Below are 14,148 nucleotides of genomic sequence, written 5' to 3' on the forward strand. Positions count from 1 at the left end.
ATGATTGAACCCATTCTTTGGGTTTTTTTTGTATATAGAAAGAGAATAAACGTGGCAAAAAACATTCAAGCCATCCGCGGCATGAACGATTATCTGCCTGGCGAAACCGCCATCTGGCAGCGCATTGAAGGCACGCTGAAGCAGGTTCTCGGCAGCTACGGTTACAGCGAAATTCGTTTGCCGATTGTAGAGCAGACCCCGTTATTCAAACGCGCGATCGGTGAAGTGACCGACGTGGTTGAAAAAGAGATGTACACCTTTGAGGACCGCAACGGCGACAGCCTGACCCTGCGTCCGGAAGGGACGGCGGGCTGCGTACGCGCCGGCATCGAACATGGTCTTCTGTACAATCAGGAGCAGCGTCTGTGGTATATCGGCCCGATGTTCCGCCACGAACGTCCTCAGAAAGGGCGTTATCGCCAGTTTAATCAGCTGGGTGTGGAAGTCTTTGGCCTGCAGGGCCCGGACATCGACGCTGAACTGATTATGCTGACCGCCCGCTGGTGGCGTGCGCTCGGTATCGCCGATCACGTTTCCCTCGAGCTGAACTCTATCGGTTCTCTGGAAGCGCGTGCGAACTACCGCGATGCGCTGGTGGCGTTCCTGGAACAGCATAAAGAGAAACTGGACGAAGACTGCAAACGTCGCATGTACAGCAACCCGCTGCGCGTTCTGGATTCCAAAAACGCCGATGTTCAGGCACTGCTGAACGATGCGCCTGCGCTGGGTGATTACCTGGATGAAGAATCTCGCGAACACTTCGCGGGCCTGTGCAAGCTGCTTGAAGCGGCGGGTATCGCCTATACCGTAAACCAGCGCCTGGTGCGCGGTCTGGACTACTACAACCGTACCGTGTTTGAGTGGGTGACCACCAGCCTCGGCTCTCAGGGCACCGTGTGCGCGGGCGGTCGTTACGACGGTCTGGTTGAGCAACTTGGCGGTCGCGCTGCGCCTGCGGTTGGCTTCGCGATGGGTCTTGAGCGACTTGTTTTGCTGGTTCAGGCAGTTAATCCGGAATTTAAAGCAGATTCCGTTGTCGATATATACCTGGTGGCCTCAGGCGCGGAAACGCAGTCTGCGGCAATGCAGCTTGCCGAACGCGTGCGCGATGCGCTGCCGGGCGTTAAGCTGATGACCAACCATGGCGGCGGCAACTTCAAAAAACAGTTTGCTCGTGCCGATAAGTGGGGCGCAAGTATCGCACTGGTGCTGGGTGAGTCCGAAGTGGCCAACGGCGAAGTGGTGGTGAAAGACCTGCGCTCTGGTGAGCAGACAACGGTAACGCAGGACGGCGTTGCGGCGCACTTGCGCACTCTATTGGGCTAAGGAGAAGGACTGCGTGGAAATTTACGAGAACGAACACGATCAGGTCGACGCGATTAAACGCTTCTTTGCTGAAAACGGCAAAGCGCTGGTTGTTGGGGTTATTTTAGGTGTCGGTGCGCTGGTAGGCTGGCGTTACTGGAACAATCATCAGGCGGATTCCGCGCGCGGCGCGTCCCTGTCCTATGAAAATACCGTGAGCGCAATTCGTGCCGATCAGCCGCAAACGCTGACGGCGGCAGAAAAATTTGCGGCTGACAACAAAAACACCTACGGTGCACTGGCTGCGCTGGAAGTGGCTCAGCAGTACGTTGATAAGAACGAACTGGATAAAGCCGTTGCTCAGCTGTCTCAGGGCCTTGCTGCCGCCAGTGATGAAAATCTGAAAGCGGTGATCAATCTGCGCCTGGCACGTATTCAGGTTCAGCAGAAAAAAGCTGACGATGCGCTGAAAACGCTCGATACCATCAAAGGCGAAGGTTTTGCTGCCATCGTTGCCGATCTGCGCGGTGAAGCACTGCTGAGCAAAGGTGACAAAGCGGGCGCGCGTAAAGCGTGGCAAGCTGGCGTCGAGAGCAATGCCTCACCTGCGCTGAGCGAAATGATGCAGATGAAAATAAATAATTTGTCCGTCTGAGAGGGACCCGATGCAATTGCGTAAATTACTTCTGCCAGGACTGCTTTCTGTTACGTTATTGAGTGGTTGTTCACTGTTCAGTGGCGAAGAAGACGTTGTGAAAATGTCCCCACTGCCGACGGTTGAAAACCAGTTTACCCCATCCACCGCGTGGGATGTCTCCGTGGGCAATGGGATTGGTGATTTCTATTCCAACCTTCATCCTGCGTATGCAGACAGCGTTGTCTATGCGGCCGATCGCAAAGGTACCGTGAAAGCGGTGAACGCGGATGACGGAAAAGAAGTGTGGTCCGTTAACCTGGCGGAAAAAGACGGCTGGTTCTCCCGTAAGCCTGCACTGCTGTCTGGCGGCCTGACCGTTGCCGGTGGCCACGTCTACGTGGGCAGCGAAAAAGCGCAGGTTTATGCCCTGAACAGCAGCGACGGTTCCATTGCCTGGCAAACGACCGTGGCGGGTGAATCCCTCTCTCGTCCGGTGGTGAGCGATGGCCTGGTGCTGATTCATACCAGCAACGGCCAGCTGCAGGCGCTGAACGAAGCGGACGGCCTGGTGAAATGGACCGTTAACCTGGATATGCCTGCGCTCTCTCTGCGTGGCGAATCTGCCCCGGCTACCGCATTTGGTGCTGCCATTGTCGGCGGCGACAACGGTCGCGTAAGCGCCGTGCTGATGCAGCAGGGCCAGATGATCTGGCAGCAGCGTATCTCTCAGGCCACTGGCTCAACGGAAATTGACCGTCTGAGCGACGTGGACACAACGCCGGTCATCGTTAACGGTGTGGTTTACGCGCTGGCCTACAACGGCAACCTGACCGCGCTGGATCTGCGCAGCGGCCAGATCATGTGGAAACGTGAGCTGGGCTCGGTGAATGATTTCATCGTTGAGGGTAACCGCATCTATATGGTTGACCAGAACGACCGTCTGCTGGCCCTGAGCACCGAAGGCGGCGTGACGCTGTGGACGCAAAGCGATCTGCTGCACCGTCTGCTGACTGCGCCAGCGCTGTACAACGGTAGCCTGGTTGTCGGCGACAGCGAAGGGTATATGCACTGGATCGATCCGGATAATGGCCGCTTTGTTGCACAGCAAAAAGTCGACAGCTCTGGTTTCCTGACCGACCCGGTCGTGGCCGACGGCAAACTGCTGATTCAGGCAAAAGACGGCACGCTGTACGCGATCACGCGTTAATTACCCGGCGGTTGTAGTATACTAAACGGCTCCTGTTCACTCAGGAGCCGTTTTGACATTTTTAAAAACGCCGCGAAAGCGACGTTATTTTGAATTTTATGAGGCTTCAAACATGGTACCTGTGGTCGCGCTTGTCGGGCGCCCTAACGTTGGAAAATCCACTCTTTTTAACCGTTTAACACGCACCCGTGATGCGCTGGTTGCGGATTTCCCGGGGCTGACGCGTGACCGTAAGTACGGTCGTGCAGAGGTGGAAGGACGCGAGTTCATCTGTATTGATACCGGTGGTATTGACGGCACAGAAGACGGCGTGGAAACCCGCATGGCGGAACAGTCGCTGCTGGCGATTGAAGAAGCGGACGTGGTGCTGTTCATGGTGGACGCGCGCGCTGGCCTGATGCCGGCGGACTCCGCTATCGCAAAACACCTGCGTTCACGTGAAAAGCCAACCTTCCTGGTGGCGAACAAAACCGACGGCATCGATGCCGATCAGGCTATCGCAGATTTCTGGTCACTGGGTCTGGGTGAGATCTACCCTATCGCGGCATCGCATGGCCGTGGCGTCACCAGCCTGCTGGAAACCGTTCTGCTGCCGTGGGTTGACGAAGTGAACCCGCCGGAAGAGGTGGACGAAGACGCGGAATACTGGGCGCAGTTTGAAGACGGCGAAGCGGGCGAAGAAGAAGAGCCTGAAGACGACTTCAACCCGCAGGATCTGCCGATCAAGCTGGCCATCGTGGGCCGTCCAAACGTAGGTAAGTCTACACTTACTAACCGTATTCTGGGTGAAGAGCGCGTGGTCGTTTACGATATGCCGGGTACCACCCGCGACAGTATCTACATCCCGATGCAGCGCGATGAGCGTGAGTATGTCCTCATCGACACCGCCGGGGTGCGTAAGCGCGGGAAAATCACCGATGTGGTGGAAAAATTCTCCGTTATCAAAACCCTGCAGGCGATTGAAGATGCCAACGTCGTGCTGCTGGTTATCGACGCACGCGAAGGGATCTCCGATCAGGACCTCTCTCTGCTCGGCTTTATCCTCAATAGTGGGCGCTCACTGGTTATCGTGGTCAACAAATGGGATGGCCTGAGCAATGAAGTGCGAGAGCAGGTGAAAGAGACCCTCGACTTCCGTCTGGGCTTTATCGACTTTGCTCGCGTACACTTCATCTCTGCGCTGCACGGCAGCGGCGTGGGTAACCTGTTCGAATCCGTGCGCGAAGCGTACGACAGCTCCACCCGTCGTCAGAGCACCGCCATGCTGACCCGTATCATGAATATGGCTGCGGAAGACCATCAGCCGCCGCTGGTGCGCGGCCGTCGCGTGAAGCTGAAATACGCCCACGCCGGTGGTTATAACCCGCCAATTGTGGTGATTCACGGCAACCAGGTGAAAGACCTGCCGGATTCCTACAAGCGCTACCTGATGAACTACTTCCGTAAATCGCTGGACGTGATGGGCACGCCTATCCGTATCCAGTTCAAGGAAGGGGAAAACCCGTTCGCCAACAAGCGCAACACCCTGACGCCGAACCAGATGCGCAAGCGTAAACGTCTGATTAAGCACATTAAGAAAAGCAAATAAGCTTTGCTGAACGCACGAAAGCCCGCGACTATCGCGGGCTTTTTTTTGCCCATTCATACCGCCGGTTTTCTCTGTGTGAAGTCAATCACTATTCACTTTTAACCAAGTTTAAATCTAAGAAAGTAGACAATCGTCGAATTTTCATCTTAAAGTCCAGGGTCCGGTACTAGACAAAACTAGCGCCTGGTTATCAAATGGTTAACCAACTTTTCGCCGCATGTAAAAAATCGGCCAGATACGTAACTGGCCGGCGTACCTGCTGGTGTTTACAAGCACGACGACATACCTTTCGGGAGAATTATGCAATCCTCTGTTAATCAAAAAGAAAGCCGAACGTTCTTCGGCCATCCGTATCCGCTCAGTTCCCTGTTCTTCACCGAGATGTGGGAGCGTTTCTCGTTTTACGGCATTCGTCCGTTACTGATCCTGTTTATGGCCGCCACCGTCTATGACGGCGGGATGGGCCTGGCGCGTGAAAACGCCTCGGCGATTGTCGGTATCTTTGCCGGTACAATGTACCTGGCCGCGCTGCCGGGCGGCTGGCTGGCGGATAACTGGCTCGGCCAGCAGAGAGCCGTCTGGTACGGTTCGATCCTGATTGCGCTCGGTCACCTGTCGATTGCGCTCTCGGCCATCATGGGCAATAACCTGTTCTTTATCGGCCTGATGTTCATCGTGCTCGGCTCCGGGCTGTTTAAGACCTGTATCTCGGTAATGGTCGGTACCCTTTATAAAAAAGGCGACGCGCGCCGTGACGGCGGTTTCTCGCTGTTCTATATGGGCATCAACATGGGCTCGTTCATTGCCCCGCTGATTTCCGGCTGGCTGATCAAAACCCACGGCTGGCACTGGGGCTTTGGTATTGGCGGTATCGGGATGCTGGTGGCGCTGATTATCTTCCGCGTGTTTGCCGTTCCGGCAATGAAACGCTATGACGGCGAAGTCGGCCTCGACTCCACCTGGAACAGCCCGGTGGTGAAGCGTAACGGCGTGGGCGCCTGGCTGCTGGCGCTGGCGGCAGGCGTGGCAACGATCGTGACGCTGATTGCGCAGGGTGTGATTGTGATTAACCCGGTCGCGGTAGCCAGCGTGCTGGTCTACGTGATTGCGGCATCCGTTGCCCTCTACTTTATTTATCTGTTTGTTTTTGCAGGACTGAACCGTAAAGAGCGCGCCAGACTGCTGGTCTGCTTTATTCTGCTGATCTCCGCGGCGTTCTTCTGGTCCGCGTTCGAGCAGAAGCCAACCTCGTTCAACCTGTTTGCCAACGACTACACTAACCGCATGATCGGCGATTTCGAAATCCCGGCGGTGTGGTTCCAGTCAATCAACGCCCTGTTCATCATCCTGCTGGCACCGGTGTTCAGCTGGGCGTGGCCGAAGCTGGCGAGCATGAACATTCGTCCGAGCAGCATCACCAAGTTTGTTATCGGTATCCTGTGTGCCGCAGCGGGCTTTGGCCTGATGATGCTGGCGGCACAGAACGTGCTGAGCAGCGGTGGGGCGGGCGTATCGCCGTTCTGGCTGGTGGGCAGTATCCTGATGCTGACGCTCGGCGAGCTGTGTCTCAGCCCGATTGGCCTGGCGACCATGACGCTGCTGGCGCCGGAGAGAATGCGCGGCCAGATGATGGGGCTGTGGTTCTGTGCGAGCGCGCTGGGTAACCTGGCGGCGGGTCTGATTGGCGGCCACGTGAAGGCCGACCAGCTGGATATGCAGCCGGATCTCTTTGCGCGCTGCTCCGTCGCGCTGCTGATTTGTGCCGCGGTACTGATCGTCCTCATTGTTCCAGTACGCCGCATGCTGGAAAATGCGCAGACTAAACCGGCTGCTAACGCCTCATAAACCTCGGGCTTGCCGGGGCGGCGTTATGCCCCGGCATCGATTCCCTGAGGTGAAACTATGCAGTTAGGATTTGTCGGTCTTGGTGCGGTCGTGGAAACCGCGTATCTTCCCGCCTTACGTCGCCTTTTTGGTCACACTGTTCATTGTTTTGGATTTGATGTTCTCCCCACCAGGCAGCCTGAAGGCGTCACGTGCTGCGCTTCGCTTACGGAACTTCTCGGCGTACCGCTTGATACTCTTTTTATTACCACCGCATCGCTGCACCACCTCGAGGTGCTGGAACAGGCCATAGCCTCGGCCGTTCCGCGGATTGTGATTGAAAAACCGATCGTCGCCACGCTTCCCCAAATCGAAAAGCTCAACGCGCTGCTGGCAAACCCCGACGCTGCTTCCCGCGTGCTGGCGCTCGATCACTGGATGGCGCGCATCGAAACGGTAAACCGGTCGCAGGTTGGCAGTGTCTCTGACATCGTCAAAATCGACGGCTTTTTGCAGGAACCGAGCGGAGTTAACGCCGCAGGAGAACCCATCGCGCTTAACTTTGCTACCGGCGAGCCGGACGCGCGTATGCTTCGCCACCCGGACGGCGTAATCCTGGATATCGGTACGCACGTGCTGGCGATGCTGCGCGAAACGGTGCGTTATCTGGGCGGAAGTGATGATATGACCCTGCAGGTCGTCACGGCTAAAGACCGCCTGGGCCGCGCTATCGCAAAAGGCGACCTGTCCACGGCGGAGGGCGAGGCGCATCTTCAGGGCCGCATCAGCGGCGTGCCGGTGGATATCTGGCTGAACAAATACGCGGGACCCGCGGGCGGGCAAAAAGGATTACGGCTCTGTTTGCGCGACGGGCGCATCATCAGCCACGACCGGCGCGGCGCGGAGGATGTGCTTGAGCTGATTGAGGGTAAGGATATTGAGCGCTGGCATATCCCCGGGACACTCTACGAGCATTGTCTTGCCGGACACATTCTGGGCACCAGCAGTCTTTTTGAACGGGATCCGCACGAGGTGAGCCGCACGACGCGTCGCCGAATCGAGGAAGTTGAGCTGCTGCTGACCTTGCAGCAACAGCTGCGTGGCCCGCACTGAACGCGACGTGGTAAAATGATCGCAGACCAGAATGCTTTTAAGGAGTCACCATGACGATTACCTGCCCGGATTGCCAGGCACCGCTTGAGCCCCTGAACGGGGTGGCACACTGCGAGAGCTGTAATAAGGATATTGCGCTTGAAGCCCGCTGCCCGGAGTGCCATCAGCCACTCCAGGTCTTAAAAGCCTGCGGGGCGGTGGACTACTTCTGCCAGAACGGCCACGGTCTTATCTCTAAAAAACGCGTGGAGTTTGTTCGGACCGAAGGTTAATCACACACGCAGCCTTCGCCTTTCTTCCACAGCTCGACCAGCGACTCGGGAGCTTCCTGCTCCGGCACCAGCACGATGATATCTGCGTAGTGCGCCTGATTTTGCCCGGTCCAGATAATCTGGATGCGGAAATAGCGCTGGTCGCCGCTGCCGGGGGAAGAGACTTGTCCGGGCGGCTGGCCGCGCGGGAAGGCCTGCTCGAGGATGCTCACCAGGCGCTGGCGCTGGGCCTCATTGAGCGAGGAGAGCGCGATGGTGCGCTGGCCGCTCAGCTTGGGAATAAAAGCGACGCCGCCTTCCCGGGCCAGCTCAACCACGGCGTCATCCGTCAGTTCCGGAACCTGCATTTACAACACTCCCACCTGTTCCCAGGCTTGTTTTATGGCCGCCCCAACGTCACCGCCGGAGCGTTTTTCTCCGTGTGCTACCGTCAGTTTTGCGAAGGCCTCAAAATCCGCATCCTGCGCCAGATTGCGATCGCAAACCGTGTCGTACCAGGCATAACCCGCTTTTTCCCAGGCGTAACCGCCGATCGCCGTCGCGGCCAGATAAAATGCCCGGTTGGGGATGCCGGAGTTCAAGTGCACGCCGCCGTTATCCTCGCGCGTTTTGATGAAATCCTTCATGTGTGCAGGCTGCGGGTCTTTGCCGAGCAGCGGATCGTTGTAGGCGGTGCCCGGTTCAGACATCGAGCGCAGCCCTTTGCCGTTGATGCCTTTTGCCAGCAGCCCTTCACCAATCAGCCAGTCTGCTTTATCGGCGGTTTGCTTCAAATGGTACTGCTTCACCAGTGAGCCAAACACGTCCGACAGCGACTCGTTCAGCGCGCCGGACTGCTCAAAGTAGATAAGCCCGGCTTCGGTCTCGGTCACGCCGTGGCTCAACTCATGCGCCACGACGTCTATGGCGATGGTAAAGCGGTTAAATATTTCCCCGTCGCCGTCGCCAAATACCATCTGCTGACCGTTCCAGAAGGCGTTCTGATATTCCCGACCGTAGTGAACGGTGCCGGTTAAAATAAGCCCTTTGTTATCGAGCGAATCGCGCTGATATTCCTTCCAGAAGAAATCATGGGTAATACCCAAATACTCGTACGCTTCGTCTACCGCCACATCGCCGTTCGACGGCTGACCTTCATAACGCACCTGCGTACCAGGTAGCTCCTGGGTCTGCTTCGCGTCGTAGATATCACGCTCCAGCTGTCCGGCTTTATTCACGTGCGGCGCGGCGGGTTTGCCCGGCATATGGGCCATCAGCGTCTGGACGTGGGTTAAGGTCTGGCGGGCACAGCGCTGCTGCGGTTCGGAACCGCTTTCGATAATACGACGAAGAATATACGGGGGAATAACGCTATGAAGATGGGGCATGCTGCTCTCCTTATTAAAAAAGGGAATAGCAGCAGTATAGTAAGTAACCGGCGAAGAATTATCCGGTTTTACGCTGACGCGTCTTTTTCACCGGTTTAATTGATTTCACTTCGCTTTCTACCCAGCCGTCTGACAGACGCGTCGTCAGCACATCGCCGGTATTCACCTGTTTAGTTTGCTTCAGCACCTTGCCGTCCGTTGCCGTCGTCACGCTATAGCCGCGCGCCAGCGTGGAGAGGGGGCTGACCGCTTCAAGGTGGGTCACCGCATTGCCAAAGCGTTCCCGGGTCGTGCTCAGTCGCGCGCGGAGATTTTCCGCCAGACGGTACTCCAGCTGCTGAATCCGCGTTTGCGCACGATAAATTTTCGGCTGCGGATTCTGCTGGTTCAGACGCTGCGTCACGCGCTGCTGGCGCGACACCGCGCGCTTGATCTGGGTGTCCATCGCCACGTTCATGCGCTGGCGCAGGCGCTCCAGTACGGTCTGCTGACGCGCCAGGCGCAGCTGCGGGTGCTGCTGCTGTAGACGGTGATGAAGCTGGGTAAAGCGCCGGGTCCGGTTGGCGAGGTAGTAGTCCATCGCCATCTCCAGACGCTGCTGGCCGCTCTGGATCTGACGCAGCAGCTCCAGCTGGTTGCGGCTGACCACTTCCGCCGCCGCGGACGGCGTCGGCGCGCGGAGATCCGCGACAAAATCGGCGATCGTCACGTCCGTTTCGTGGCCGACGGCGCTCACCACGGGGATAAGGCTGGCAAAGATTGCCCGCGCCACGCGCTCGTCGTTAAAGCTCCACAAGTCTTCCAGCGAGCCGCCGCCGCGTCCGACGATTAAGACGTCGCACTCCTGACGCGCGTTCGCCAGCGCTATGGCGCGCACAATCTGCCCCGGCGCATCGTCACCCTGCACGGCGGTCGGGTAGATAATGACGGGGAGGGAAGGGTCGCGACGCTTCAGAACGTGCAAAATATCGTGCAGTGCCGCACCGGTTTTCGAGGTGATGACCCCCACGCAGTGGGCAGGCGAGGGCAGCGGCTTTTTGAACTGCTGGTCGAAAAGTCCCTCTTCCGAGAGCTTAGCCTTTAACTGTTCGTACTTCTGCTGCAGCAGACCTTCGCCCGCAGGCTGCATGCTCTCGACGATAATCTGATAATCACCGCGCGGCTCATACAGGGTGATATTGGCGCGCACCAGAACCTGCTGGCCGTGCTGTGGACGGAACGTCACGCGGCGGTTGCTGTTGCGGAACATCGCACAGCGCACCTGGGCGGTATCGTCTTTTAGCGTAAAGTACCAGTGGCCGGAGGAGGGCTGCGTGAAGTTAGAGATTTCACCGCTGATCCAGACCTGCCCCATTTCCTGCTCAAGCAGCAAACGCACCGTCTGATTAAGGCGGCTGACGGTATAAATTGAGGGGGATTGAGAGGATAACATGTGAGCGGGATCAAATTCTAAATCAGCAAGTTATTCAGTCGATAGTAACCTGCTGAGAGGCAATCGCAAGCTTTTTTATAAAAAAGTGTAGATGCAATCGGTTACGCTCTGTATAATGCCACGGCAATATTTAACCACCCAGGTCAGAGATATTGCCCATGCTACGTATCGCTAAAGAAGCACTGACGTTTGACGACGTCCTCCTCGTTCCCGCTCATTCCACCGTTCTGCCGAATACTGCCGATCTCAGCACGCAGTTGACGAAAACCATTCGCCTGAACATTCCTATGCTCTCTGCGGCAATGGACACCGTGACTGAAGCGCGCCTGGCAATTGCCCTGGCACAGGAAGGTGGCATTGGATTTATTCACAAAAACATGTCTATCGAACGTCAGGCAGAAGAAGTTCGCCGCGTGAAGAAACATGAATCCGGCATCGTGTCCGATCCACAGACCGTTCTGCCAACCACCACCCTGCACGAAGTGAAAGCCCTGACCGAGCGTAACGGCTTCGCCGGTTACCCGGTGGTGACCGAAGAGAACGAACTGGTCGGTATTATTACCGGTCGTGACGTGCGTTTCGTGACTGACCTGAACCAGCCTGTCAGCGTGTACATGACGCCAAAAGAGCGTCTGGTTACCGTTCGCGAAGGTGAAACCCGCGACGTGGTGCTGGCAAAAATGCACGAAAAACGCGTTGAAAAAGCGCTGGTTGTTGACAGCAACTTCCACCTGCGCGGCATGATCACCGTTAAAGATTTCCAGAAAGCAGAACGTAAGCCTAACGCCTGTAAAGACGAGCATGGCCGTCTGCGCGTAGGCGCTGCGGTAGGCGCAGGTGCCGGTAACGAAGAGCGCGTTGACGCGCTGGTTGCCGCGGGCGTTGACGTCCTGCTGATTGACTCCTCTCACGGCCACTCCGAAGGCGTTCTGCAGCGTATCCGTGATACCCGTGCCAAATACCCTGACCTGCAGATCATCGGCGGTAACGTAGCTACTGGCGCAGGCGCTCGTGCGCTGGCTGACGCTGGCTGCAGCGCGGTGAAAGTGGGTATCGGTCCTGGCTCTATCTGTACCACGCGTATCGTGACCGGCGTGGGCGTTCCGCAGATCACCGCGGTGTCTGACGCGGTTGAAGCGCTGGAAGGCACCGGTATTCCGGTTATTGCTGACGGCGGTATCCGCTTCTCTGGCGACATCGCGAAAGCGATCGCTGCGGGCGCAGCGGCGGTGATGGTAGGCTCCATGCTGGCCGGTACCGAAGAATCCCCGGGCGAAATCGAACTCTACCAGGGCCGTTCTTACAAATCTTACCGCGGTATGGGTTCCCTGGGCGCGATGTCCAAAGGTTCCTCTGACCGTTACTTCCAGACCGATAACGCCGCAGACAAACTGGTGCCGGAAGGTATCGAAGGTCGCGTTGCCTATAAAGGCCGTCTGAAAGAGATCATTCACCAGCAGATGGGCGGCCTGCGCTCCTGTATGGGTCTGACCGGCTGTGGTACCATTGACCTGCTGCGTACTAAAGCGGAATTCGTACGCATCAGCGGTGCGGGTATCCAGGAGAGCCACGTTCACGACGTGACGATCACCAAAGAGTCCCCGAACTACCGTCTGGGCTCCTGATTAATTTCCGCGCCCGGCTTCTGCCGGGCGCTCTGTTTTTGTTTCACTTGCCTCGGAATTAGCGTCAATGACGGAAAACATTCATAAACATCGCATTCTCATCCTGGACTTTGGTTCTCAGTACACTCAGCTGGTGGCGCGTCGCGTGCGTGAACTGGGCGTTTACTGTGAGCTGTGGGCGTGGGATGTCACGGAAGCACAGATTCGCGAATTCAATCCAAGCGGCATCATCCTGTCCGGCGGCCCGGAAAGCACCACCGAAGAAAACAGCCCGCGCGCGCCGCAGTACGTATTCGAAGCTGGCGTGCCGGTATTCGGCGTTTGCTACGGTATGCAGACCATGGCCATGCAGCTGGGCGGCCACGTAGAAGGCTCCAGCGAGCGCGAGTTCGGCTATGCGCAGGTTGAAGTGGTTAACGACAGCGCGCTGGTGCGCGGTATCGAAGACTCCCTGACCGCAGACGGCAAACCGCTGCTGGACGTGTGGATGAGCCACGGCGACAAAGTCACCGCTATCCCGTCTGACTTCGTGACCGTTGCCAGCACCGAGAGCTGCCCGTTTGCCATCATGGCGAACGAAGAAAAACGTTTCTACGGCGTGCAGTTCCACCCGGAAGTGACCCACACCCGTCAGGGTATGCGCATGCTGGAGCGCTTCGTGCGCGACATCTGCCAGTGTGAAGCCCTGTGGACCCCGGCAAAAATTATCGACGACGCCGTTGAGCGTATCCGCCAGCAGGTTGGCGATGACAAAGTGATCCTCGGCCTCTCCGGCGGCGTGGACTCCTCCGTGACCGCGATGCTGCTGCACCGCGCCATCGGCAAAAACCTGACCTGCGTCTTCGTGGACAACGGCCTGCTGCGTCTGAACGAAGCCCAGCAGGTTATGGACATGTTCGGCGACCACTTCGGTCTGAACATCGTTCACGTGGAAGGCGAGCAGCGCTTCCTGGACGCGCTGAAAGGCGAGAACGATCCGGAAGCGAAACGTAAGATCATCGGCCGCGTGTTCGTTGAAGTGTTCGACGAAGAAGCGCTGAAGCTGGACGACGTGAAGTGGCTGGCGCAGGGTACCATCTACCCTGACGTGATTGAATCTGCGGCCTCCGCAACCGGTAAAGCACACGTCATCAAATCTCACCACAACGTGGGCGGCCTGCCGAAAGAGATGAAGATGGGCCTGGTTGAACCGCTGCGCGAGCTGTTCAAAGACGAAGTGCGTAAGATCGGTCTGGAACTGGGTCTGCCGTACGACATGCTCTACCGCCACCCGTTCCCGGGTCCGGGTCTGGGCGTGCGCGTGCTGGGTGAAGTGAAGAAAGAGTACTGCGACCTGCTGCGTCGTGCGGACGCGATCTTCATCGAAGAGCTGCACAAAGCTGACCTGTACAACAAAGTAAGCCAGGCATTCACCGTGTTCCTGCCGGTTCGCTCCGTCGGCGTAATGGGCGATGGCCGTAAGTACGACTGGGTTGTTTCCCTGCGTGCGGTGGAAACCATCGACTTCATGACCGCGCACTGGGCGCACCTGCCGTATGACTTCCTGGGCCGCGTGTCTAACCGCATTATCAACGAAGTGAACGGCATTTCCCGCGTGGTGTATGACATCAGCGGTAAGCCACCGGCTACGATTGAGTGGGAATGATGTATAGCTAGTTCATAGAACATCATATCTATTCAATCTCATCTCTAACCCTCTGTAATCACAGAGGGTTTTTGTTTATATCTACTCATATCTATTCAATCTACACCACATTTTTCGACGGTACAGGTGACGG

General features: G+C 57.2%; 12 protein-coding genes. 9 read left to right on the top strand and 3 right to left on the bottom strand.

Going from position 1 to position 14,148, the window contains the following annotated elements; translation table 11 throughout:
* Positions 1-51 precede the first annotated feature (51 nt).
* The 7 genes from hisS (at position 52) to ACOTXF_RS11515 (ending at position 7,946) form a co-directional block, all read left to right on the top strand.
* Complete coding sequence (gene hisS / locus ACOTXF_RS11485) at positions 52-1,326, top strand: histidine--tRNA ligase (protein WP_032622984.1); 1,275 nt, start codon at positions 52-54, stop codon at positions 1,324-1,326.
* A 13-nt stretch (positions 1,327-1,339) separates the two neighbouring features.
* Positions 1,340-1,960, top strand: a complete 621-nt coding sequence (locus ACOTXF_RS11490; protein ID WP_008502136.1) for a YfgM family protein — start codon at positions 1,340-1,342, stop codon at positions 1,958-1,960.
* 10 nt (positions 1,961-1,970) lie between these two features.
* Positions 1,971-3,149: an outer membrane protein assembly factor BamB gene (gene bamB, locus ACOTXF_RS11495; protein ID WP_008502135.1), complete on the top strand. Its 1,179-nt coding sequence runs from the start codon at positions 1,971-1,973 to the stop codon at positions 3,147-3,149.
* Between the two features lie 112 nt (positions 3,150-3,261).
* Positions 3,262-4,737: a ribosome biogenesis GTPase Der gene (gene der / locus ACOTXF_RS11500; RefSeq protein WP_008502134.1), complete on the top strand. Its 1,476-nt coding sequence runs from the start codon at positions 3,262-3,264 to the stop codon at positions 4,735-4,737.
* A gap of 300 nt (positions 4,738-5,037) precedes the next feature.
* Positions 5,038-6,582, top strand: a complete 1,545-nt coding sequence (locus tag ACOTXF_RS11505; RefSeq protein WP_232926726.1) for a peptide MFS transporter — start codon at positions 5,038-5,040, stop codon at positions 6,580-6,582.
* A 57-nt stretch (positions 6,583-6,639) separates the two neighbouring features.
* On the top strand, positions 6,640-7,674 hold the full coding sequence (locus ACOTXF_RS11510) for an oxidoreductase (RefSeq protein ID WP_232926724.1): 1,035 nt from the start codon (positions 6,640-6,642) through the stop codon (positions 7,672-7,674).
* 50 nt (positions 7,675-7,724) lie between these two features.
* On the top strand, positions 7,725-7,946 hold the full coding sequence (locus tag ACOTXF_RS11515) for a zinc ribbon domain-containing protein (RefSeq protein ID WP_023325863.1): 222 nt from the start codon (positions 7,725-7,727) through the stop codon (positions 7,944-7,946).
* Here ACOTXF_RS11515 and ACOTXF_RS11520 read toward each other — a convergent pair.
* Genes ACOTXF_RS11520 through xseA form a run of 3 tightly spaced genes read right to left on the bottom strand, consistent with a single transcriptional unit; the run spans position 7,943 to position 10,745 of the window.
* Positions 7,943-8,293: a protealysin inhibitor emfourin gene (locus tag ACOTXF_RS11520; protein WP_023294287.1), complete on the bottom strand. Its 351-nt coding sequence runs from the start codon at positions 8,291-8,293 to the stop codon at positions 7,943-7,945. The two genes, ACOTXF_RS11515 and ACOTXF_RS11520, sit on opposite strands and share 4 nt — an antisense overlap.
* A complete protein-coding gene (locus ACOTXF_RS11525; RefSeq protein ID WP_025912812.1) occupies positions 8,294-9,313 on the bottom strand; it encodes a M4 family metallopeptidase in 1,020 nt (339 codons plus the stop codon).
* A 58-nt stretch (positions 9,314-9,371) separates the two neighbouring features.
* Complete coding sequence (gene xseA, locus ACOTXF_RS11530; RefSeq protein ID WP_232926722.1) at positions 9,372-10,745, bottom strand: exodeoxyribonuclease VII large subunit; 1,374 nt, start codon at positions 10,743-10,745, stop codon at positions 9,372-9,374.
* Between the two features lie 158 nt (positions 10,746-10,903).
* Between xseA and guaB the strand changes: the two genes are divergently transcribed.
* Positions 10,904-12,370, top strand: coding sequence for an IMP dehydrogenase (gene guaB / locus ACOTXF_RS11535; protein ID WP_008502128.1), 1,467 nt, complete (start codon positions 10,904-10,906; stop codon positions 12,368-12,370).
* Between the two features lie 67 nt (positions 12,371-12,437).
* The gene (gene guaA / locus ACOTXF_RS11540; RefSeq protein ID WP_008502126.1) at positions 12,438-14,015 is read left to right on the top strand and encodes a glutamine-hydrolyzing GMP synthase; all 1,578 of its coding nucleotides are present in this window, start codon (positions 12,438-12,440) and stop codon (positions 14,013-14,015) included.
* Positions 14,016-14,148 lie beyond the last annotated feature (133 nt).

It is taken from the genome of Enterobacter cloacae complex sp. IR53041, from assembly GCF_049238285.1.
Lineage (GTDB): Bacteria > Pseudomonadota > Gammaproteobacteria > Enterobacterales > Enterobacteriaceae > Enterobacter > Enterobacter roggenkampii.